The 22,748-nt window shown below is 70.2% G+C and carries 18 protein-coding genes; 9 read left to right on the forward strand and 9 right to left on the reverse strand.

Features of this window, described 5'->3' with window-relative positions; genetic code table 11:
- Positions 1-34 precede the first annotated feature (34 nt).
- Genes OO70_RS30455 through OO70_RS30465 form a run of 3 tightly spaced genes read right to left on the reverse strand, consistent with a single transcriptional unit; the run spans position 35 to position 4,213 of the window.
- Complete coding sequence (locus tag OO70_RS30455) at positions 35-967, reverse strand: carbohydrate ABC transporter permease (RefSeq protein WP_043678123.1); 933 nt, start codon at positions 965-967, stop codon at positions 35-37.
- A gap of 3 nt (positions 968-970) precedes the next feature.
- Positions 971-2,230, reverse strand: coding sequence for a sugar ABC transporter substrate-binding protein (locus OO70_RS30460; RefSeq protein ID WP_407702843.1), 1,260 nt, complete (start codon positions 2,228-2,230; stop codon positions 971-973).
- A gap of 48 nt (positions 2,231-2,278) precedes the next feature.
- Positions 2,279-4,213: a glycoside hydrolase family 127 protein gene (locus OO70_RS30465; protein WP_043678125.1), complete on the reverse strand. Its 1,935-nt coding sequence runs from the start codon at positions 4,211-4,213 to the stop codon at positions 2,279-2,281.
- 185 nt (positions 4,214-4,398) lie between these two features.
- Between OO70_RS30465 and OO70_RS30470 the strand changes: the two genes are divergently transcribed.
- Positions 4,399-5,418 carry a LacI family DNA-binding transcriptional regulator gene (locus tag OO70_RS30470; protein ID WP_051741744.1) on the forward strand — a complete coding sequence of 340 codons (1,020 nt, stop codon included), beginning with the start codon at positions 4,399-4,401 and terminating at the stop codon, positions 5,416-5,418.
- Between the two features lie 21 nt (positions 5,419-5,439).
- On the opposite strand, the gene OO70_RS30475 is transcribed toward OO70_RS30470, so the two are convergent.
- Positions 5,440-5,946: a MarR family winged helix-turn-helix transcriptional regulator gene (locus OO70_RS30475; protein WP_043678127.1), complete on the reverse strand. Its 507-nt coding sequence runs from the start codon at positions 5,944-5,946 to the stop codon at positions 5,440-5,442.
- Positions 5,947-6,059: 113 nt separating this feature from the next.
- Here OO70_RS30475 and OO70_RS30480 point away from each other — a divergent pair, with 113 nt between their 5' ends.
- Positions 6,060-6,572, forward strand: coding sequence for a YceI family protein (locus tag OO70_RS30480; protein WP_043678582.1), 513 nt, complete (start codon positions 6,060-6,062; stop codon positions 6,570-6,572).
- A gap of 7 nt (positions 6,573-6,579) precedes the next feature.
- On the opposite strand, the gene OO70_RS30485 is transcribed toward OO70_RS30480, so the two are convergent.
- Together OO70_RS30485 and OO70_RS30490 are read right to left on the reverse strand one after the other, a co-directional pair.
- On the reverse strand, positions 6,580-8,256 hold the full coding sequence (locus OO70_RS30485) for a membrane protein (RefSeq protein WP_043678130.1): 1,677 nt from the start codon (positions 8,254-8,256) through the stop codon (positions 6,580-6,582).
- A gap of 198 nt (positions 8,257-8,454) precedes the next feature.
- The gene (locus tag OO70_RS30490) at positions 8,455-12,498 is read right to left on the reverse strand and encodes a bifunctional nitrate reductase/sulfite reductase flavoprotein subunit alpha (protein WP_043678132.1); all 4,044 of its coding nucleotides are present in this window, start codon (positions 12,496-12,498) and stop codon (positions 8,455-8,457) included.
- Positions 12,499-12,696: 198 nt separating this feature from the next.
- Between OO70_RS30490 and OO70_RS30495 the strand changes: the two genes are divergently transcribed.
- The 4 genes from OO70_RS30495 (at position 12,697) to OO70_RS30515 (ending at position 15,510) form a co-directional block, all read left to right on the forward strand.
- Positions 12,697-13,092 (forward strand): cell division protein SepF, encoded by a 396-nt coding sequence (locus OO70_RS30495; protein ID WP_043678134.1) that lies wholly within the window; start codon positions 12,697-12,699, stop codon positions 13,090-13,092.
- Between the two features lie 92 nt (positions 13,093-13,184).
- Positions 13,185-14,522 (forward strand): ATP-binding protein, encoded by a 1,338-nt coding sequence (locus OO70_RS30505; RefSeq protein ID WP_234336975.1) that lies wholly within the window; start codon positions 13,185-13,187, stop codon positions 14,520-14,522.
- Positions 14,519-14,845 (forward strand): nucleotide pyrophosphohydrolase, encoded by a 327-nt coding sequence (locus tag OO70_RS30510; RefSeq protein WP_043678139.1) that lies wholly within the window; start codon positions 14,519-14,521, stop codon positions 14,843-14,845. The genes OO70_RS30505 and OO70_RS30510 overlap by 4 nt, the downstream gene beginning before the upstream one ends.
- Before the next feature lie 191 nt (positions 14,846-15,036).
- Positions 15,037-15,510, forward strand: a complete 474-nt coding sequence (locus OO70_RS30515; protein ID WP_043678142.1) for a DUF6099 family protein — start codon at positions 15,037-15,039, stop codon at positions 15,508-15,510.
- Positions 15,511-15,701: 191 nt separating this feature from the next.
- Here the strand turns inward: OO70_RS30515 and OO70_RS55470 are convergent, their stop codons facing one another.
- Entirely contained in the window at positions 15,702-15,878 is a 177-nt protein-coding gene (locus OO70_RS55470; protein ID WP_199827437.1) for a hypothetical protein, read from the reverse strand.
- Positions 15,879-16,124: 246 nt separating this feature from the next.
- Here OO70_RS55470 and OO70_RS30520 point away from each other — a divergent pair, with 246 nt between their 5' ends.
- On the forward strand, positions 16,125-17,048 hold the full coding sequence (locus tag OO70_RS30520) for an LLM class F420-dependent oxidoreductase (RefSeq protein WP_043678144.1): 924 nt from the start codon (positions 16,125-16,127) through the stop codon (positions 17,046-17,048).
- Positions 17,049-17,160: 112 nt separating this feature from the next.
- Here OO70_RS30520 and OO70_RS30525 read toward each other — a convergent pair whose 3' ends face one another.
- Positions 17,161-17,652 (reverse strand): MFS transporter, encoded by a 492-nt coding sequence (locus tag OO70_RS30525; RefSeq protein ID WP_051741746.1) that lies wholly within the window; start codon positions 17,650-17,652, stop codon positions 17,161-17,163.
- A 718-nt stretch (positions 17,653-18,370) separates the two neighbouring features.
- Entirely contained in the window at positions 18,371-20,077 is a 1,707-nt protein-coding gene (locus OO70_RS30530) for an MFS transporter (RefSeq protein ID WP_043678146.1), read from the reverse strand.
- 801 nt (positions 20,078-20,878) lie between these two features.
- Here OO70_RS30530 and OO70_RS30535 point away from each other — a divergent pair.
- Both OO70_RS30535 and OO70_RS30540 read left to right on the forward strand, forming a co-directional pair.
- On the forward strand, positions 20,879-21,337 hold the full coding sequence (locus OO70_RS30535; RefSeq protein ID WP_043678148.1) for an acyl carrier protein: 459 nt from the start codon (positions 20,879-20,881) through the stop codon (positions 21,335-21,337).
- Positions 21,338-21,580: 243 nt separating this feature from the next.
- Complete coding sequence (locus tag OO70_RS30540; RefSeq protein WP_043678150.1) at positions 21,581-22,498, forward strand: beta-ketoacyl-[acyl-carrier-protein] synthase family protein; 918 nt, start codon at positions 21,581-21,583, stop codon at positions 22,496-22,498.
- Positions 22,499-22,748: the final 250 nt, after the last annotated feature.

Raw genomic sequence — 22,748 nt, forward strand, 5'->3', positions numbered from 1 at the left:
AGGACGAGGCCGATCACGGTGTAGCCGCGCGACTTCACGACTCCTGCCTCCTCTGGACGCGGATGTACAGCAGCCCGAAGACGAGCGCGATGAGGATGAGGATGTTGCCGACGGCGGCGCCGGGCCCGAACTTGGGCAGCAGCGTGCCGAATCCGAGCTGGTACGACCACGTGGCCAGCGTCGACGAGGAGTCGCCGGGACCGCCCTTCGTCATGATCCAGATCAGGTCGAACACCTTCAGCGTGTAGACCAGCCCCAGAAGCAGGGTGATCGCGGACACCGGCCGGAGCAGCGGAAAGGTGATCCGCCGGAACTGCTGCCAGGCACCCGCCCCGTCCAGGGAGGCCGCCTCGTACAACTCCGCCGGAATGTTCTGCAGCCCGCTGTACAGGATCACCAGGTTGAACGGGATGCCGATCCAGATGTTCGCGACGATCACCGACGTCAACGCCCAGTCCGGCGAGGTGAGCCAGCCCACCGGGTCCACCCCGACCAGGTGCAGGCCGTAATTCACCACCCCCGACTCGCTGTTGAACATCCACGACCAGGTCGACGCCGACACGATGAGCGGCAACAGCCAAGGGATCAGGAACAACGCCCTGAGCGTGGACGCCAGTCGGAAGTGCCGGTTGAAGAACACGGCCAGCGCCAGCCCGGCCGCGTACTGAAAGACGATCGACACGAACGTGAACACCATCGTGTTCCGCATCGCCGGCCAGAACGTCGGATCATGCAGCACGGTCGAGAAGTTGTCCCACCCGGAGTACGGCGCATCCCCCTGCACGAACGACCGCACGGTGTAGTCACGCAGGCTCAGATCGAGATTCCGATAGAGCGGGTAGGCGTAGAAGGCGGAGAGGTAGGCAAGGAGGGGCGCGATGAATGCGAGGCCGGCCAACTGCCGCGCCCCAAAGGGGCGCGGGGAACTGCGCGACCAGCCCCCACCGACCCGCGGATTGAGAGCCACCCGTCAGCCCTTGCCCGCAGCCGACTGAGCCACATCCAACGCCCCCTGCGGACTCTTCCCCCCGGACAGCGCCGACTGCACAGCCGTCCACAAGGGCTGCGAGATGGTGGGGTACTTGGTGCCGAGCCCGCCGCTGGTCCGCCCCCGAGCCGCCGCCACCGCAGTGACCCAAGGTTTCAACTCCGGGTTCCTCGCCACCTGTTGGGCCTGCACAGCGGCAGTGGGCGCTACATACATCAACGTCGTGTCCGTCGCCAGCAGACTGCCCGCGCTGGTCAGACACGTCACGATCTTCTTGCTGACGCCATACCGCCCGGTGTCCTTCTGCACCGGCACGGTGACGAACTCGCCCCCGGTCGGGACGGGAGCCGAACCCCCCTTCTGCGCAGGGATGTTGATGATCCCGTACCCGAACCCGGCCTTGTCGGCGTTGCCGAGCTGCCACGTCCCGTTCTCACTGAACGCGTAGTCCCCGGTCGCGAACTCCTGCCAGCTGGTGGTCTGGGTGTTGTTGAGCACGTCCTTGGGCGCGTACCCCGAGTCCACCCAGCCCTTCCACAACGTCAACGCGGCAACACCCTCGGCCGAGTTGAGCTTGGTGAGATCGCCGCCCGCACCCCAGAACCAGGGCAGGAACTGGAAACTGCCCTCCTCCGTGTTGATCGCGGAGAACGTGATCCCCTTCTTGCCCGCGGCCTTGACCTTCGCGAGCGCCGCCGTCAGCGAGCCCCAGTCCTTCACCGACGCGGGATCGACATGCGCGGCGGCCAGGATCTTCTTGTTGTAGTAGAGGGCAAGGGTGTTGGCCCCCACGGGTATCCCGTAGGCGGAGCCGTCCAGCGTGCCCGCGCCGATGATGTTCTTCTGGATCGCCGACGTGTCGAGCCCGAGGTCGCTCGTCTTGTTGAGGATGCCCGCCTCCACCAGCGTGGAGACGACGGGGTTGTCCACCAGCATCACGTCCGGCGCGTTGCCCTGCTGGGCGGCCAGCAGGGCCTTGTTGCCCAGGTCCGACGTGTCGTAGGCGGTCCGCTTGATCTTCACCCCCGCCTGCGTGCCGCACTGCGCGACCCGCTTGCCCCAGTCGGAGGAGGCGTCGAACTGCGGGTACGGGTCCCAGAAGGTGTACGTCTTGGAGTCGCCGGAGGACGAGGAGGAACCGGAGCCGGAGCCGCACGCGGCGACGGAGACGAGCGCACCGGTCGCGGCGAGCGCGATGAGGAGGGTTCTGCGGGTGTTGCGGATTCGGCGGGTGTTTCGCACGGGAGTGACCTCGTTGTCAGGGTGAACCAGGCTGAAGGACAGGGGAGTTCAGGAGGTCGGCAGCCAGACGCGCATGCTGCCGTCCTGCCGGTTGGCCCACGCGTAGTAGGGGATCGCGGTGAGCTCGACCAAGGCGCCGGTGGACGGGACGGCGGGATCGGCGGCCCGGTACGGCCACCAACTCCCGTCCTCCACAAGGCGCCTGCGGTACCCGGCCGCGACGACGGTGGTGACCCCGCCGAGCAGATCCGGGCGGTGCTTCACGGCGAGCGGACGCGTGGGGTCGAGGACGATGTCGTCCAATCCACCGCCAGGGACGTCCACTTGCTCCAGGCAGTACACGAGCGGCCCGCGCTCGATCGCGGCGCAGCCGCGCACGGCGTCCACCCGCGGGTCGGCGCCGGTCAGCCGGGGTTCGAGCTCCAGCTCCAGGACGACCAGGTCGCCGGGTGCCCAGGTCCGTTCGAGCCGCAGCCAGCCGTCGGAGACGGGTGCGTCCGTCTGGTCGTACGACAACTCCCCGACCCGCACCCGGAATTCACGGCACCACTGCGGGACGCGCAACGAGAGCGTCCAGGGCCGATCGCGCGGGGTCTCCTCGACGGTGAGGGCGATCGTGCCGTGCCAGGGGTAGTCGGTCTCGGCGCGCACGGACATCGCGCCGTAGGAGTAGCGGCCGGTGGCGAACTGGTGGATCTGCAGGCCCTGTTCGTCGCCGGACGACAGGTAGTGCTCCAGGGAGGCCAGCAGCCGCATGACGTTCGGTGGGCAGCAGGCGCAGCGGAACCAGCGGGTGCGGCGGGCCGACTGGTCGCCGCCGGGGTCGGTGTGGCCGTCGCGGACCTGGAGCGGGTTGACGTACAGCCAGCTCTCGCCGTCGAGCGACACTCCGGCCAGGAAGCCGTTGTACAGGGTGCGTTCGATCAGGTCGGAGTAGCGGGCCTCACCGGTGAGCAGGGCCATCCGCCAGCTCCACTGGACCGACGCGATGGCCGCGCAGGTCTCGCAGTACGCGCGCTCGTTGGGGAGTTCGTAGGGGTCGCCGAAGTCCTCCTCGTCGTGGTGCGCGCCGAGCCCGCCGGTGAGGTGGGTCTTGGTCGTGGTCATCGCGTGCCACAACCGCTCGGCGGCGGACCGGAGTTCGGGGTCGTCCGTCTCGGTGGCGAGGTCGGTGACCGCGGCCAGCAGATACAACTGCCGTACGGCGTGGCCCTCCACGTCGGTCGCCTCGCGCACCGGGACGCGGTCCTGGCAGTAGGCCTCGCCGCCGAGGAGGCCGTGGCCGTGCCGGTCGACGAAGTAGCCGGCCAGGTCCAGGTAGGCGCGTTCACCGGTCTCCCGGTACAGCTCGACCAGGGCGGTCTCCACCTCGGGGTGGCCGTCGATGCCGTCGATCGGCCTGCCGCTGCCGGGCGGGCCGAAGACCTGGCCGAGGTGATTGGCGAACCAGCGGGCCACGTCCAGGAGTTCGGTACGTCCGGTGGCCCGGTGATGGGCGACGCCCGCCTGGATCAGATGGCCCGCGCAGTACAACTCGTGTCCCCAGCGCAGGTCTTGATAGCGCGCGCCGCTCTCGCGGACCTGGAACCAGGTGTTGAGGTAGCCGTCGGGCCGTTGCGCGGCGGCGACCAGGGCGATGATCCGGTCCACCTCCGACTCCAGCTCCCCGTCGGCCTGTTGGGCGAGCTGCCAGGAGGCGGCCTCCAGCCACTTGTGGACGTCCGTGTCGACGAACGGGTACGCGCCCCGGTACTCGCCCTCGGCCGTGCCGGCCGCCAGCCGCAGGTTGTGCAGATTGCCCGCGGACTCCAGCAGGCCGGGGCCCTGGGGGAGGGAGACCCGGGCGTTGATCTCGCGGCGGCTGTGCCAGAAGCCCGCCGTGACGTCGGCGGTGGCCGGGCGCAGCGCCGCGCGGGCGGCCGGGCCGAGCCGGACCGGGCCGACGGGGGACGCGGCGCAAGGGATGCGGGGCACGCGGGGCATGGCTCTCCGATTCTGCTCAGAAACTCGTTTGAGCAATCGTTTTCCTGGAGGAGAGTAGAGGGGAGTCAGCCGATCCGGGTCAAGTGTCGCGACAAAGCTTTTTTCACCTTGCCCAGGGGCTGCTACTGTCGCCGATGAGGCCGTCACCGCCGACGTATAGCCGACGTGAAGGAAAAGGATTGCCCGTGACTTCTGCTCCTCGTTCACCCTCCGCGGGCCGGGCCAGACTCGCCGATGTCGCCGCCCTCGCGGGCGTCAGCGTGGGCACCGCGTCGAAGGCGCTGAACGGCGGCGGGCGGATGCGGCCCGAGACCCGGCAGCGGGTGCTGGACGCCGTCGAGGCCCTGGGGTTCCGGCCGAACCAGAACGCGCAGAGCCTGCACACCGGCCGGAGTTGGACGGTCGGCCTGATGACCACGGACGGCATCGGCCGGTTCAGCACGCCGGTGCTGCTGGGCGCCGAGGACGCGCTCGGGGCCGGCAAGATCTCCGTGCTGCTGTGCGACACCCGGGGCGACGCGATCCGCGAACAGCACCATCTGCGCAACCTGATGGACCGCCGCGTCGACGGCATCATCGTCACCGGCCGCCGCACCGACCCGCGTCCGCCGCTGACCGGCGTGGACGAGGTCCCGGTGGTCTACGCGCTGTCCCCGTCCACCGATCCGGACGACACCTCCGTCGTCTCCGACGACGAGGGCGGCGCCCGCCTCGCCGTAGAACATCTGCTGGCCGCTGGCCGCACCCGGATCGCGCACGTCACCGGCCCGGCCCACCACGCCGCAGCCCGCGACCGGGCCCGGTTCGCGAGCGATCACCTGAAGAGCGCCGGGCTCGAACTCGCCACCGGACGCGTCCACTTCGGCGAGTGGAGCGAGGCCTGGGGCCGCCGCGCCGCCGACGCGGTCCTGCGTACGGCACCCGACACGGACGCCTTCTTCTGCGGCAACGACCAGATCGCGCGAGGCGTGACGGACGCGCTGCGCGAGCGCGGGGTGGGCGTCCCCGCCGACATCGCCGTGGTCGGCTACGACAACTGGGACACCATGGCCCTGGCCAGCCGGCCGCCCCTCACCACGATCGACATGAGCCTCGCCGAGATCGGCCGGATCGCCGCCCTGCGGCTCCTGGAGGCGATCGACGCGGACCCGGCGCCCGGGCTGCACACGGTGCCGTGCCGGCTGGTGGTCCGGGAGTCCAGCTGATCAAGTCGTAGGAGAACGGCGTCAGTTGGCCTCGAGGTCGGGCGACGCCGCGAGATCGGGCAACAGGGCGCACATGGCCTCGCGTTGGGCCGGTCCGACGAACTGGGTGAGTGCCCGCTTCACCGTCTCGGAGAGCGTCTCGGACGCCTCCTTGAGCAGCCGCCGGGCCTTCTCCGTGAGGGCGACCTCGACCCCGCGCTTGTCCCCGCACACCGACTGGCGGGTGACCAGACCCGCGTGCTGGAGACAGGCGATCTGATACGTCAGCCGGGTCTTCGGGCGGCCGAGCAGCTCGGCGATCCGGGTCATGCGCAGCCCCGCGGGCTCCTCGGCCAGCAGGCACAGCACCAGGAACTCGTCGTGCGAGACGTCGAGGTTCCCCTTCACGACCGCACGCAGCTCCTGCTCCACCGCACCCGTCGCCGCCAGCAGCAGCATCCAGGCGCGCAGCTCGGGCGGGAGCAGCCCGGCGCCCTGCATGGAGGGACATTCGGGCTGGTCGGCGGGGCGCTCAACAGGGTCGGCCATGACATCGAGTCTACCTGTTGTCCAAATTTGGAGGAGATGGTTGTTCAGATTTGGATAATGGGCTAGCGTGAGGCTCATTCAAATTTGGACTACCGGAACCAGTGGGAGAGATCATGACCGTCGCCGTCGAAACCGGGGTGTGGCAGCTCGACCAGGCCGCCTCCACCGTGGGCATCAGCCACAAGACGATGTGGGGCCTGGTCAATGTGAAGGGCACCTTCGGCACCGTCACCGGCCAGGGCGAGGTCCGGCCCGACGGGTCCGCGATCGGCACGCTGACCCTGGCCGCCGCCTCCCTGGACACCAAGAACGCCAAGCGCGACAAGCATCTGCGGTCCGCCGACCTGTTCGACGTCGAGAAGTTCCCGGAGATCACCTTCGCGGTGCGCAGCGCGGAGCTGACCGGCGACACCGTGCACGTCGTCGGTCAGCTGACCGTCCACGGCATCAGCCGCCCCCAGAACTTCACGGCCCGCCTCAAGGACGCGACCGCCGAGGCGCTCACGCTGGACGCCGAATTCACCGTGGACCGGGACCAGTTCGGCCTCGGCTGGAACCAGCTGGGCATGCTGCGCGGGCTGACCACCGTCACCACCACGCTCCGCTTCCTGCGCAAGGCCGCCTGACGCACCGTCAATCGGCGGGCCGCAGTTGGATGTCCGAGCTGGACAGCGTCTGCGGAGTGGCGGTGAAGGCACGCACCCGGATGCGGACCTTTTTGTGGGGCAGGGTGAACGTCCCGTTGGGCGGCCGGAGTTCGATGCTCGTCGTGCTGTGCGCGGGCAGTGTCGCCGGACCGCCCACCTGGGACCAGAACCTGCTCATGCCCTGACCCGTGGTGAGCGTGTAGTGGGGGGTGAGGGCGGTCCCGGACGAGTTGGTCACCTGGACCGTCAGCCGGGTCACGACGGTGGGCAACGCGCGCCGGACTCCGGTGAGTTTCATGGTCATCGGCGGGGCGCCCGTCGCCGCCACGGCTGCGCTCGCCAGCGCCGGCGTGACCAGCAGCACGGCCGCCGCGACCCTCGCCTGACGGCGGTGCGGACCGGACAGCAGCCGGGGACGCGGCTGCCACGCCTGGCGGAACTCGGAGAGCGGCGCGGTGACCGCCGAAGCCAGCCACAACGGGGTCATCAGCAGGTAGTAGCCGTCCTGCGAGCGGGTCGCCAGATAGAAGGCGCACCAGGGCAGGACCGTCGCCGCCGGGCCCAACCGCCGTACGAACAGCACGAACACGGCGAGCAGTCCGGCCGCCAGCAGCATGCTCGCGTGGGAGTACCAGTCGAGCCGGTCGCTGCCGTTCGTGAAGTACAGCGAGATGTCCACCAGGCCCTGACCGTGCACCACCGCGCCCTGCGTCAGCGGCAGCGCGATGCCCGACAGCCACGTGCTCGGCTCGTGCACGATGAAGTACGTGTTGATCAGCAGCCACACGGTGACGGCGATCCCGACGATTCGCAACAGCACCAACGCGGCGTGCCTGCCGCCCAGTTCGCCGCGCCGCACCGCGTAGATCCCGGCGAGCAGGAACGGCGTGAGGAACCAGGGGAGTTGCTGCGCAGCGCAGGCCGCGCCCAGGCAGGCGGCCTGCGCGATCCCGGCGGGGCCGAGCCGGCCGCCCCTGCCGATCCGGGGCCAGCGGATCACCACCGGCACCAGCAACGCCAGGGCGAGGACCGCCGGGTAGCCCTGACGGCCGTAGGACGGAAGCAGTCCGAGACCCAGGCACGCCATGGTGGCCGCCGACCGCCACTGCACCGGCAAGAGCCGCCACATGAGGACCGCGGCCGCGATGAGCGCGCCGGTGGCGACTGCCGTCGCGGGGGCACCGCCGTGCCCGATCCACAGCAGGGGCGCCGTCAGCAGCGTCTCCAACGGGGGATAGCCGTACGTGTAGTCGTAGCCACCGGTCACCGTCGGGGTCAGCGCGACGCCCTGGCTCGGGTGGAAGAGCCACGGCCAGGGCTGGCCGTAGATCGGGTGCCCGGCGACCAGCTCCTTGGCGGCCTGGGTGGTGAGGACCGCCTCGTCGCCGCCGCCGTGGAACACGGACCACGCGGACAGCGCCAGCAGGACCGCCGTCACCAGCACGGCGAGATCGATCCGCGCCAGCGACCGCGCCCGGCGGACCACCAGGGCCAGCACACCGCACACCAGGATCGAGGCGTAGCAGAGCGAGACGGCCGCCGCCACGACGAGCCGATGGCTGGCGGCCTGCGTCCACACCGGGCGGACGCCGATGAACAGACTGATGTCGGCGAGCAGGGTGAGGATGCGGTGCCACTGCGCGGGAGGTTCCGGGGCGGACACCGCCGACTGTGTCCGCCGACCGGGCGTCACCTGATGTTTTTCTGCCAAGTGCACAACACACGACGCTAATCCCGCCTGGTGAGCGAGGTGTCGGCAATCGAGAAGATTCCGGTGTGAGACGGGTAAGAAGGCCTCGTTGTGGCCTAAATGGGGCGAAGTCGAACGGCTTTGTTCAACTGGCCGTGGCCATCAGTTCATTCAGTAAACATCGCGCACATACCGCTTCGCCGCCGCCAGTTGCTTCACATACGCGGCCGCCTCGCCCTCGTCCAGCCCGCCGTGCGCGACCGCGATGTCACGCAATGCCCGGTCCACGTCCTTCGCCATCCGCGAGGCGTCCCCGCACACATAGAAGTGGGCACCCTCCTGCAACCAGTGCCACAACTCCGGCCCGTGCTCCCGCATCCGGTCCTGCACATACACCTTGGCGCGCTGGTCCCGGGAGAAGGCCGTGTCCAGCCGCGCCAGCGTGCCCTCGCCCAGCAACGCCGTCAGCTCCTCCTCGTAGTAGAAGTCCGTCGCGCGATGCTGCTCCCCGAAGAACAGCCAGTTCGGCGCCGGATGCCCGAGCGCCCGCCGCTCCTGAAGAAACCCGACGAACGGCGCGACCCCGGTGCCGGGTCCGACCATCACCATCGGTGTCGCGGGATCGGAGGGCGGCCGGAAGTGCGGCGAGCGCTGCACGAACACCGGCACCTCCGTCCTCGCCTCCACATCGGCGTCCGCCAGGAACGGCGAACAAACCCCGCCGCGCGGAAGCCCGTTGAGACTCTCGTACCGCACCACCGACACCGTCAGCGAGACGCTGTGCGGGTCGACGAGCGGGCTGGACGAGATCGAATACAGGCGCGGCTGAAGCTTCTTGAGCACCCCGGCCCATTCCTCGGCACTCGCCTTCACCGGATACTCGGCCAGCACGTCCACCGCCTGCCGCCCCCAACTCCACTGCGCCAGCCGGTCCTTGTTGTCGGGCCGCAGCAGCCTGCGCAACTCCCGGTCGTCCCGGGCACGTTCGGCCACGAACCGGAGCAGGTCCGGGGTGATCCGGGTGATGTCCAGCTGTCGGTGGAGCGCTTCGGCGAAGGCGAACTCCCCGACACCGTCCAGTTCTACGACCGCCCCGCCATCGGTGCCGGTGGCGACGAGCCATTCGTCCACCAGGGAGGGGGAGTTGACCGGCCGCACGCCGAGGGCGTCACCGGTCTCGTACGTCAGGTCGGTGCCGCTGGTGTCGAAGGTGAACCGGCGGACTTCCTTGCCCGCGCCGGGTTTGCTGAGCAGCCGGTTGCCCACGAGACGGGCGGCGACGGGGGTGGGCTTGGGGGCGCGGGCGGGTGGCTTCGTGACCGTCTCGCTTCCGAGCGCGGTGATCACCTGGCCCAGCCAGGCGTCCGCCGACGGCTCGAAGTCCGGCTCGCAGTCCGTACGCGGCGCCAGCCGTACGCCGCCCAACTCGTCGAGCCGCGCGTCCAGTCGGCGCCCGTGCCCGCAGAAGTCGTCGTACGACGAGTCGCCCAGGGCGAGCACCGCGTACCGCACTCCGTCCAGCCGTGGCGCCTGCTCACCGGCGAGCGTGTCCCAGAAACCGGAGCCGTTGTCGGGGGCGTCGCCGTCGCCGAACGTGCTGGTGATGAAGAGGAGATCGGCATCGGCGGGGAGCGTGCCGACGTCGGCCTGGTCCATGCCGACCAGGGTCGCCCGGTGCCCGGCCGAGCCCAGCCGCTCGGCGGTGGCCGCCGCCAACTCCTCGGCGTTTCCGGTCTGCGAGGCCCACAGGACGACGATCTGCCGACCGGGCTGCGGCTGTTGTCGCGGTTGCTGTGGGGGAGCGGGCGTCGACCTCGAATACATTCCGGCGAGAACGCCGTTGACCCACAGCGCGTGCTCGGCACTGAAGGGCGCGTCCGGCGGGAGCGTCGGCACGCCTGGGGCGCCGGACTCGATCCCCGCGAGGAAGCCGGTCAGGTAGAGGCGTTCTTGCGCGGAGAGGACGGGAGGCGGGGCGGGGTCGAGACCGAAGGGGTTCGCGCCCGGGATCACGGCGGTCGGGACAACTGCCCTTTCCGACACCTCTGTTGAAACCGGTGCCGATGCCGGTGCCGCGCTCGCCACCTTCGCCAACGACACCGCGCACACCTTGAACTCCGGCTGGAACGACACCGGATCCACCGCGTCGCTCGTCACCGCGTTGACGCTCAGATACTCGCCGAAGAGATCGTTCCAGTGGAACGGAGCGAAACAGCCCCCCGGCCGCACCCGGTCGGTCACCACGGCCGGCAGCACCGCCCGCCCCCGACGCGACGCGACCTCCACCGAGTCGCCCTCGGCGATCCCCAACTCCCGTGCGTCCTGCGGATGCAGCTCCACGAAGGGACCGGGGTTGAGCTTGTTGAGCTTGGCCACCTTGCCCGTCTTCGTCAGCGTGTGCCACTGGTGCTGAAGCCGCCCGGTGTTCAGCACGAACGGGTAGTCGTCGTCGGGCAGTTCGGCGGCCGGCATGTGCGGCCGAGCGTGAAAGGCGGCCCGTCCACTGGCAGTTGGAAACCGTAGCTCACCTTCCCCCACATACCGAATGGGATTGCGGTCCGGCCCGTCCTCCGCCGCAGGCCACTGCACCGGCGTGGACCGCAGCCGCTCGTAGGTCACCCCGCGCAGATCCCAGCCGGTCACCGGGTTCCAGAACTGCCGTATCTCCTCGAAGACCTGCTCCGCGCTGTCGTAGGAGAAGCCCTTCTCGTACCCCATGGCGCACGCGACGGCCGCGATGAGGCGCCAGTCGGGCATCGCCTCGCCGGGCGGGTCGACGACGGGGCGGGCGAGGGTGAGGGTGCGTTCGCTGTTGATGAGGACGCCCTCGGACTCGGTCCACATCGCGCCGGGGAGGACGACGTCGGCGTAGGCGTTGGTCTCGGTGTCGGTGAAGACGTCCTGGGTGACGACGAACTCGGCTGCTTCCAGGCCCTCGATGACGGTGCGTCGGTTGGCGACGGAGGCGACGGGGTTGGTGCAGATGATCCAGCAGGCCTTGATGTCGCCGTCGGCCATCTTCTGGAACATCTCGACCGTGCCCCGGCCGACGCCGTCCGCGCGGATCGTGCCCGGCGGCAGACCCCACAACTCCTCGGTGAACTCCCGTTCCGCGCCGACCAGTACGGACCGCTGGCCCGGCAACCCCGGTCCCATGTAGCCCATTTCACGGCCGCCCATCGCGTTCGGCTGGCCGGTGAGGGAGAACGGCCCGCTGCCGGGGCGGCAGATGGCCCCGGTCGCGAGATGCAGGTTGATCAGGGCGTTGGTGTTCCAGGTGCCGTGCGTGGACTGGTTGAGCCCCATCGTCCAGCAGCTCATCCACTCGCCCGCCTCGCCGATCAGCCGGGCCGCCGTACGGATGTCGTCCTCGGTGAGGCCCGTGAGGGCGGCGACCGCGTCCGGCGCGTAGTCCGCGAGGAAGTCGGGCAGCGCCTCCCAGCCCTCGGTGTGCGCGGTGATGAACTCCGGGTCGGTGTGCCCGTTCTCGTGCAGCAGCCTCAACAGGCCGTTGAGCAGGGCGAGATCGGTGCCCGGTGCGATCTGGAGGAACAGGTCCGCCTTCGCCGCCGTGGCGGTCCGGCGCGGGTCGACGACGATCAACTTGGCGCCCGCCTTGACCCGTTCCATCATCCGCAGGAAGAGGATCGGATGGCAGTCGGCCATGTTCGAGCCGATGACGAGGAACACGTCGGCCCGCTCGAAGTCCTCGTACGACCCCGGCGGCCCGTCCGCGCCCAGCGACGACTTGTAACCGGCGCCCGCACTGGCCATGCACAGCCGGGAGTTGGACTCGATCTGGTTCGTCCGGACGAACCCCTTGGCCAGCTTGTTCGCCAAGTACTGCGCCTCCAGGCTCATTTGCCCGGAGACATAGAGGGCGACCGCGTCCGGCCCGTGCTCGTCGACGATCTGCCGCAGGCGCCGCGCGGTCTCGGCGATCGCGTCGGCCACGGGCGTCGGCACCGGCTCCTCGCCGCGCTCGCCCCGCACGAGCGCCCCGGTCAGCCGGCCCGGTGCGGCGAGCATCTCGGCCGTGGTCGCGCCCTTGGTGCAGAGCCGGCCCGCGTTCGCCGGGTGCGCCTTGTCGCCGGACGCCTTGAGGACCGTACGCCTGCCCTCGGGACCCGCGCCGACGTCGAGCAGCATGCCGCAGCCCACACCGCAGTACGAGCAGACCGTCCGTACCTGCTGCGTCTGGAGGCTCGTCGTCATGCCGTAGACCGTACGAATTGCCCGTTACGCCGATGTCACGCGGCTCGATCATCAGGGGTTACGCCCGTTGCACAACGGGTCGGGGGTCGGTGTGAGATGTGCCCGATCTTGTCGCGGAGTGTGTCGCTGTTGGGCCGAACGGGTGACAGTGCGCAACAATTGCCGGATGCAGACTGCCAGTGCGACCCAGGACGGAGCATGCCGGTGAACAGCCACGATGTCACCGACGAACAGTGGGAAGGGCTCGCCCAGGTAGTGCCGCTGCGAGGCCGGGACGCCTGGCCGTCGGCCGTGGGCCACCGTTCCCTGCCCGAGGCCCAGACCGAACCGCGCCGCCGGTTCGTCGTCCTCCGCGTGAACGTGTTCGGGGACGCCCGCGAGGTCGCCGAGACCCTGATGGCGGGCATACCGGTGCTTCTCGACCTCACGGGCGCGGAGACGGAGGTCGCCAAGCGGGTGCTGGACTTCAGCACGGGCGTCGTCTTCGGCCTGGCGAGCGGAATGACCCGCGTCGACCGGAACGTGTTCCTGCTCACACCGCCGGGGACGGAAGTGCGCGGGCTGATGGAGGGCGCGGGGGTTCCGGGCGTGTGAGCCTCACGGGAGTGGTGAGGTCGATCCCCCGATCGTAGGAAGGTCCCCGGGACGGAACGGTTCGCCTCCCGGCGGAGGCCTACGGTCCGGATATGGCCGTGTCGTCACAGTCGCCCCAGTCGTCCGAGTCCGCCCCGTCGTCGGAGTACCCCCGGTCGTCCGAGTTCTCTCGGCCGCCCGAGTCCGTGCCGCCGCAAGGCCGGTCGCCGGAAGCCGCCTCGCCCCGGGCCCGGCCCTCGCCGGAGCCGTCGGCCGGCGCCGCCCCGTTGTCGTCGAACGCCCCCGCGCCGGGGAGCCCCGGCCGCACCGACGCGCACCCCGACCGACCGCACCTCACCGAGCTGCGCCTGTCGGCGTTCGCCACGCACCGGGGTGCCGGGTTCCCGCTCGGGCCGCTCACCCTCTTCGCCGGGCCCAGCGGATGCGGCAAGACCAGCGCGCTGCGGGCGTACGAGGCCCTCGCGCGGCTCGGCGGCGGGGGCGAGGTGGGGGAGGTGTTCCCGGACCCGGTCGCCTGTGTCCCGGAGCGGGCCCGGCCCGACGCCCAGCGCCGGCGCGGGTTCCGTATCGGCTGTACGGCGGACGGGCCCGAGGGTCCGGTACGGCTCGACGTCGCCGTCCAGGCCGAGCCTGAACTGCGCATCGTGGGCGAGCGGTTGACCTCGGGCGGGCTCGTCCTCCTGGAGACCGCGCTGCGCGACCCCTCACGCCGTTCGGTACAGGCCGCCTGGCATACGGCGGGTTCGTCGCCGGTCACCCGCGCACCGCTGCCGGACGACCGGCTCGGCACCGCCCTGCTGCCGTTGCGCGTGGCCGGCAAGACGGACGGACAGCGCCAAGTCCTCGCCGCCGCCGAGCAGATGGTGGTCGCCCTGCGCTCCGTCTTCGCCTGTGATCCGGCGCCCGAGCGGATGCGCGCGGCCGTGCCGATCGGCGACGGTCGGCTGCTGCGGGACTGCGGCAACCTCGCCGACGTGCTGTGGCGCACCCGGAGCGAGTGCGGACGACGGCACGGGCAACTCGTCACGGCGGTGCGCACCGGGTGCGCCGGACCCGTCGTGGACGTGCTCGCGGAACCACTGCCCGACGGCATGCTCCGCGCGGTGCTCGACCGGGGCGACGGCCCGCGCACCGGCTTCGAACGCCTCGGCGACGGCGAACTCCGGTACGCGGCACTGGCGTTGGTGCTCCTCACCGGCCCCGGCGTCCTGGAGGTCGACCCGCCGGGCGAGGTCCCGGCGGCGATGCAGACGCTCACGGTGCTCGCCGACGGCCTGGACCGCGCGATCGACGTACGGCAACGGGCCGAACTGCTGCGGCTCGCCGCGCGGATGTGCGAGCGCGGGCACATCCGGGTGGTCGGCGCGGTGAGCGACGCGTCCTGGGTCGCCGGGGTCGAGGGTGTCACAGTGGTACACCTGGAGCCGTGACAGAACATCTCGACGTGGCGAAACTGCAGCGCAGACTGGCCGAGTTCGCGGCCGCGCGGAACTGGCAGCCGTACCACACCCCCAAGAACCTCGTCGCCGCGCTGAGCGTGGAGGCCTCCGAACTGGTCGAGATCTTCCAGTGGTTGACCCCGGAGGAGTCGACGCGGGTCATGGACGACCCGGACAGCGCGCACCGGGTGACGGACGAAGTCGCCGATGTGCTCGCGTACTTGCTCCAACTGTGCGAGGTGCTCGGCATCGATCCGCTCGCCGCGCTCGACGCGAAGATCGACCGGAACGAGGTCAGGTTCCCGCGGCCGTAATGGTCAAGTTGGGGGAGTCTGCGCGTCCATTTTCACTCTCCGGAGTCATTCATCTGTCCGCAACCGATTTGTTGTCCACAGATTTCCGCCTTCCTCTGGCTTTTCGTCTCAGGCACTCTCACTCTGGGTAGTGGACAAGGGAGTTCGGGCGGACGTGCGAACAGCACGTCGGGATATGACGGGGGCAGCGCATGGACGCGATGCGGCTCATCGTGACGAGCAGGCGCGCCCTGGCCGGAAGCGGCGACGTGCCGGAGACCATGACGGAGGTGTGGCAGGCGCAGGCCCTCGCCCAGGCGATAGGCAGCCGCCTCGCGGTCTTCGGTCCACCCGAACTGCGGGGCGAGGCACTGGGGTTGACCGAGCTGGCGGGCCGGGGCTGCGGAGTGCTCGACACCCCGGTGCTGGCCATCGAGGACTTACGCGCGGCCCAGCTCACCGAGTTGGGCGACGCCCGCCTCGCCCTGCTGTGTCTGGGCGGTCTGCTCGGCGAGGTCGGCATCGCCCTCGTCGGCATCGCCTGCGCGGCGGACGACGAGGGCACGTACTGGCAGTGCATGGAGGCGATCGACGCGGCGGACGAGTCCCGGGACCGGGTCCTGGAGATGCTCCGAAGACTGGCGGACCGGGAACAGACGGCGATACCGGAGCGGGAGGCGGGGTGACGGTGCGGGGAGTTGCGACCAGGTCGCCGCGTTCGGGTGGGGCGATCGGCGTGACGGTTGCGGTTCGGGGGCCTGCGCGACGCCGTCGTGGCTGGTCACGCAGTTCCCCGCGCCCCTTTGGAGGCGCTTCACGCGGCCCGTGTTGTCGGCATCGGGTCTGCTCCGTGCACCGGTCCGCCGCAGTGTGCGGGTCAGGCGGTTGCCGCGCCCTCCTCGGCGGACGCCGACCCCTGGCTTCCGGTCGACTGCAGATCCGCGTCCAGGGCGGACAGATCCGCGTTCAGTGACGCCATCAGCTCCTCCATCTGCTGCAACAACCCCTTCGGTTGTGCAGGCCCGCCCTGCTGCGGCACGGCTTCTTCGGACATGACGGCCTCCTCGGCCCGTGGCCCCTCCGGGGGAGGAGGCCGATGCGGGTGACGCCCCGACGTCGCCTCGCCGGTGCGGGAATCCGGGCGGTCCGGCTCCGCCCGAGCCAACGATCATCAACGGGGCCGGTCACTGGCACGGGCAGTCCCCATGCGCACGGTTGACGCAATTTCACCCGACCGGGGACGAGAGGGGCCGGAGGGACCGGTGGGGTTGACCGGCACCCGGGCGTGCAGGATGGAGGCATGGATCTTCGCATCTTCACCGAGCCCCAGCAGGGGGCGACCTACGACACCTTGCTCGCCGTGGCCAAGGCCACCGAGGACCTCGGCTTCGACGCCTTTTTCCGCTCCGACCACTACCTGAGCATGGGCTCCGGTGACGGCCTCCCCGGTCCCACCGACGCCTGGATCACCCTGGCCGGCCTCGCCCGCGAGACCAGGCGCATCCGCCTGGGCACCCTGATGACGGCCGGCACCTTCCGCCTCCCCGGCGTCCTCGCCATCCAGGTCGCGCAGGTCGACCAGATGTCCGGCGGCCGGGTCGAACTCGGCCTGGGCGCGGGCTGGTTCGAGCAGGAGCACAAGGCGTACGGCATCCCGTTCCCGAAGGAGAAGTTCGCCCGCCTGGAGGAGCAGCTCGCGATCGTCACCGGGCTCTGGGAGACGAAGCCCGGTGACACCTTCGACTTCCACGGCACGTACTACGACCTGACCGACTCGCCCGCGCTGCCCAAGCCCGCGCAGGCCCGCGTCCCCGTGCTGATCGGCGGCCACGGCGCGAGCCGTACCCCGAAACTGGCCGCGAAGTACGCCGACGAGTTCAACATCCCGTTCGCCTCGATCGAGGACAGCGAGCGGCAGTTCGGCCGGGTCCGCGCCGCCGCAGAGGAGGCCGGCCGCAAGGCCGACGACCTCGTCTACTCCAACGCCCTCGTGGTCTGCGTCGGCAAGGACGACCAGGAGGTCGCCCGCCGCGCCGCCGCGATCGGCCGCGAAGTCGACGACCTCAGGGCCAACGGCCTCGCGGGCTCCCCGTCCGAGATCGTCGACAAGATCGGCCGCTACGCCGAGATCGGTTCCCAGCGTGTCTACCTCCAGGTTCTCGACCTGGACGACCTCGACCACCTGGAGCTGATCTCGGCCGAGGTGCAGTCGCAGCTGTCGTAAGTGGCATGGGTGTCGTAGGTGACGTAGGCGCGTCATCGCACCGCGCGGGCGGGGCACCGGGACCCCGCCCGCAGCACGGCCACCGATTTGGGGTGCCGCCGACCTGCCGTGTCTAACTCCCCACCCCCGCCGCCGCGTTGGCCGCCGCCGGTACCCCCGCATCCGCCGCTACCCGCCGCCCCGGCAGGAACGCGGCCAGCACCAGCGCCGCCAGCGACGCGGCCGAGCCGATCCCCATGATCACGCGGAAGCCGTTGTGGGAGGGGAGCGTCAGGGAGCCGAAGGACGTCGTCATGTGCGCCAGTACGACCCCGGCGACAGCGCTCGACGCGGACGTACCGATCGAACGCATCAGGCTGTTGAGGCTGTTCGCGGCGGCCGTCTCGGACAGCGGCACGGCGCCCATGATGAGCGCGGGCAGCGCGCCGTACGCGAAACCGACCCCGGCGGAGATCACACAGCACATCACGACGACCTGCCGGGCCGCGGCCATCATGACGACCCCGAGGCCGTAGCCGACGGCGACGACGAGCGCGCCCAGCATCAGGGTGACCTTGGGACCGGCCGCCGCCGAGATGTGGGCGGAGAGCGGTGCGGTCGCCATCATCACCAGGCCCGACGGGCAGTTGGGCCCATACCGCGGCGCCGATCGATGATTCGCCCGGACTGCCGTCAAGCCCCGGCCGCACTGCTGTCAGGCTGCGGTCAAGCCCCGACCGGACTGCCGTCAGGCCTCGGTCGGCCTTCGGCCGGGCTACGGGGTCTGGCTTCGGCCAGCCTTTGACCAGGGCGGCGCCAGCCTTCAACCAGGCTGGGGCGGCGTCGGGCCTCGACCAGGCCTGGCCTGGCGAGGCCAGGCGAGGCCAGGCCAGGGTCGGGCTTCGGCCAGGCAAGGCTCAGGCCCGCTTTGCCCTGGCCGAAGGCCGGGGCTTCAGTCGGGCTTCGGGCCGGCCCGCTCCTCCCTGGCCTGGTCGGGGACTTGGTCGGACTTAGGGTCAGCCCGCTCCGGGGCTTCGGTCGGGCTTTGGGTCGGCCCGGCCCGGGTCCTCGGTCGGGCTCAGGGTTGGGCCGGCCAGGGCTTCGGCAGGGCTTTGGGCCGGCCTGGCCCGGGGCCCCGGCAGGGCTTCTTCCGGGCCTGGCTCTGGCCCGCTCCACTCCGGCCCGCCTCTCCTGGCCCGCTCCCCCTGGCCTGGCCCGCTCCCCCTGGCCTGGTCCGGGGCCTCGGCAGGGCTTCGGGTCGGCCCGGCCTGGGGCCCCGGCCGGGCTTCGTCCGGGCCTTGGCCGGGCAGTTGGGCCCGTACACCAGCGCGACGGTGCTTCGGTCAGGCCTCGCTCGTGGCCAGCGCGGCCAGTTCGCGGTCGACGGCCTCCTGGTGGGCGTCGGCGTCCTCGCGGGCCTTCTTCGGGCTCCAGCGGCCGGCCATCACGAACACGAAGGGCAGGAAGAGGACTTGGCCGCCCACGCAGATCCACCACCAGGTGCGCCACTCCCCGGGACCGTTCTTCACGGCCTTCTGCACCTCCGGCCCGTGCTCCTTGAGCACCTTGAGCTGCGGCTGCGCCTTCTGTACGACGGCCAGATCGGCGGCGCCGACTTCCTTGACCGCCTGGGCGGCCAGGGCGGGGGGCGTCGTGGTCGGCGTGTACTTGCCCAACTCGGCGAAGAGTTGGGGGTGCGCGCCGACGATCGCCAGCGCCGGGGCCGCCTGCTTCTGCGCGACCGCCACCTCCGCGCCGTGTTCGACGAGCGGGGTGACCGAGGTGACGAGCACCGGGATGAACGCCGCCGACAAGGCGACCACGATCCGTACCGTCCAGCCCCACACCGCGAGGCCGGCGGCGGTCGCGGCCGGGTTGCGCTTCTCCACGGTCTCGGTGAAGCTCGCCATCCACGGGGCGTAGGCGACCCCGCTGAACACACCGATCGCGACGAACAGCCAGGCGAACGTGTAGTAACCGGTCGTCGCATGGGTGGCCAGCGAGGCGAAGATCGCGGTCGCGACGATGGCGCCGATCCCGCCGACGATCATGAAGGGCTTGCGCACCAGCAGTCGGTCCGAGAGCAGGCCGGCCACGATCAGCGCGAGGGCGTTCGCGGCCCAGTACCAGTTGGCCAGGCCGTTGGTGCGCTGCTCGCTGTAGCCGAAGGTGGTCGAGAAGTAGACGACGAAGTTGCCGACGGCCGCGTAGTAGAGCAGGAGGAAGACGGCGATCGCGAAGGCGGAGCCGAGGATGTCCAGGCGCAGCATCTGCCGCCACTCGCCGCGCCGTACCGCCTCGGTGTCCAGTCCCTTGGCGCGCGCCTCGACCAGGGCCCGGTCCCGCAGGCTCACCATGATCTGGTCGCGCAGGCCCGGCGACAGCTCGCGCAGCGCGAACAGGGTGACGACGAACACGACCAGCCCGGCCGCCCCGGAGTAGCGCAGTTCGTCCTGCCAACTGGCGGTGTCGAGCGTGCTGCTGGTCACCGACGTGACGACCAGGCTGCCGATGACCGGGCCCATCGTCCAGTAGCCCATCGCGGTCGCGCGGCCGAGCTGCGGTGAGAAGTCGCGGATCAGCGCCGGGGTCGCGACCAGCACGATGCCCTCGATGAAGCTCACGACGGCGAACAGCACCAAGTAGGCCGTCTTGTCACCGGCGTTGGGCAGTCCGAAGAAGACCAGGAGCGCGGCGACGAGCAGTCCGTAGACCACGAGGTTCGCCCGTCCCCAGCGGTCCGCGAGGCCGGCCACGAGCGAGGCGAAGGCCCCGATCGCGTTGCCTATGACCGAGACCCACACGAAGTAGCGGTAGGTCATGTCGAAGTGCGTGATGATCGACGTCGCCACCGCGTACTGGATGTAGAGCATGTAGTAGAGGACGACGGTCGTGACCACCACGATCGCCAGGTACGACATGCGCCGCCCGGTGGCCGGATACGCCGCCAGGTCGCGCCGGTACAGCCGGCTGAGCGAGCCGCGCGCGCCGGCGCCGGGCGCGTCGGCACCGGGGCCTCGCGTGTCGAGTGGTGCGGAGGCGGAGGACATACGACTCCTTGGGGAGAGGGAGCGGCGGGGGACGGGACGAGCGGCGGGAGGCTGGGGGTCCTCCCGTTCGAGCGGAGGCTAGTACCGACTGGTCGGTATGACTAGATGTGTGACACGTCTTCGTCTGCGGGGGTCGAGGAAAATGCCTGGATACGCCAGGGATGTTCGCTGTACGTTGAGCGGGCGCGCCGGAGACCGGGCGCGCTCAGCGCGTGGCAGGGGACCGCGCGCACAACATCCGCAGCTCAGAAGACGTGGCAATGCGCGCCGGCCGGCCGGGTATCGGATGAGCCGATGCTGCAAGCAGCCATGGGATGCGCTGTCCGGTGGTGAGCTGCGCATGAACGTGCTGCGTGTGGGCGGCCGGGTGCGTTTCGACCGCGGCTGCCGGCAGGTCGCGGGCTCGACGGGGAGCGGGTGCGCCTGGCCGCGTCCGTACCAGTTCCGGCCCGCGTGTCATGGCCCCGCTGCGGAACCTCGCCGTCGGGGCGCTTCACCTGCACGGACGCGACGACAGCGCCGAAGCCACCCGCCGGGCAGCACGACGGGCAGAACACCCGTTCCACATCCTCGGGCTCACATCATGATGTGGGAACGGCCGTGCTTGCGGACCACTGCATGCGGAGCGGGCCGGGATGGTCTGCGCGGTGTTGTCTCGCCGGCGAGACAGCCGCAGCATGGCGGGGGCCTGCGAGGTTGTTCGCGTGCCGCGGCGAAGTGGTGTCGGCCGCCGTTCGGATGTCGAGTGTCGGATTGCTTGCACAGGAGAGACATGGCGAACCCAGTTCGAGGATCAGGGAGATGGCCGATGAGTCGCGGCGGAGAGGCGGCGGGCAGGTGACGATCGGCAACGGCGACGGCCTCCTGGCCGTCCGCGGCTATCTCGACGGGCTGATCCGGGCGCGACTGACCAGCCCGTTCAGCCGCGACGTCCCGTTGGTCTCGCTCGGGTTCGACTCGCTCGCGGCCATCGAGCTGTGGAGCCGGCTGCGGACCGACCTCGGTGTGGACGTCCCGGCAGGCGAACTGCTGGACCTCACCCTGGACGGCCTGACGGCGCGGGTGCGGGCGGACGGCGGGTCTGTCGCCGCGTTCGCTGCCGGACCGGTTGCCGGCGGACCCGCCGGGGCAGACCTCGACGACGCCTCTCCGGAGGCGGCCGCGCAACTGCTGGCGACCCTCGACGGCCTGGACGACGCGGGGATGGAGCGCTTGGCGGCCGGTCTCGGACCCGGATCCGAGACAACGCCCGCGGACTGAGCTCGGCTTCCCCGACACGGTCCGTCCATCGTTCGTGCCGACCGACGACCTGTGCGGCGATCAAGGCTCTACTGACGAATCCCATGATCGGTGACACGCGCTGCGGGCCGCCGGTGAACTCGGCTCGTCGGTCTGATCGAGGAGGCCCGGTCGGACGAATCGGCGGCGGGTGCCGAACCCGAGGCCGAGCCGGCCGCCGCCGTGGCTTGACCGACCCCATACACATCCCGTTGTGGAGCCTCGATGAGTTCCTCCTCTGTCTTCCTGAGCGGACCGCAGTACGTGCTGGGGGAGAGCGCGTCGCACCATACGGAGACTCCGGATCTGGAGGCGCGGGCCGGTGAACTGGGGGTGCCGTATGCCCCGGAGCTCTGGGGCTGGGGCCATGTGCACCGGAGCCACAAGTCGCTGGAGGACCTGGCGGTCGAGGCGGGCAGGGCGACTCTCCGCGCCGCCGGCGTAGACCCCGCCTCCGTCGACGCACTGGTGCTGTGCTGCACCAGTTTTCCTGGGGGGCCGGACAGCCACGGCAGTTTCGTGCGGACCATCTCGGAGGGGTTGGGAACGCGTGAGACCGACTTCCTCGGCATCACGCTCGACCGATGCACGAACCTGCTGGCGGGTCTGCGAGTCGCCGAGGCCTTCGTAGCTGCCGGAATCCATCGGCGGGTCCTGGTCGTCACCACCGATCGAGTCACTGTCGAGGCGGAAAGACTGGGCAAGTTCGCCCTGTTCAGCGATGGCGCGGCCGGTGTGCTGGTGTCGGACACTGACGGGGAGTACGAGATCGTCGCAAGTGCCGCGGCGCACGAGATGAAGGACCTGGACTGGTCGAACCAGATCAGTCCGGACCTCTCCCGCCGCGTGAACATGCAGCTGATGAAACGTGCGTCCATGGGAATCGACCAGGTCGACATCCTCATGCACACCAATATCTTCGAAGCCATCATCGTCATGAAAGAGCTTCAGGCGGGATTTGCCGCAGCGCAGTTGTACACAGACAACATCGCACGGGTGGGCCACTGCTTCGCCGCTGACCCGATCATCAACCTGACGGACCTCGCGGCAGCCGGTCGGCTTCGCGACAACGGCCACTATCTGTTGGCCGCCTCGGTTCCAGGAGTACGGTACGGGGTTCTGCTCCGCAAGCAGCCGCATTAGCACTCGGACCGGCGTTATCGGAATGGTCGGCGGGGGCGTTGTCTCGCTGGCGAGACAGGCGTCGGCCGACACGTCGCGGCAGGCTCACGGCGAAAACGGCAGGCGGAGCGCGGATTCTGCGGTCGTACGGTATCCGGCACCAGTCGATCATCGGGTTCCGTGCCTTCTTGCCGAATTCCCGGCACGCGGTGATCAACCGACATCGGCGAAGTGAAAATGCGCCCGGTGATCCACGATTTCGCCGTCTGTC

It is taken from the genome of Streptomyces xylophagus (genome assembly GCF_000716435.1).
Lineage (GTDB): Bacteria > Actinomycetota > Actinomycetes > Streptomycetales > Streptomycetaceae > Streptomyces > Streptomyces xylophagus.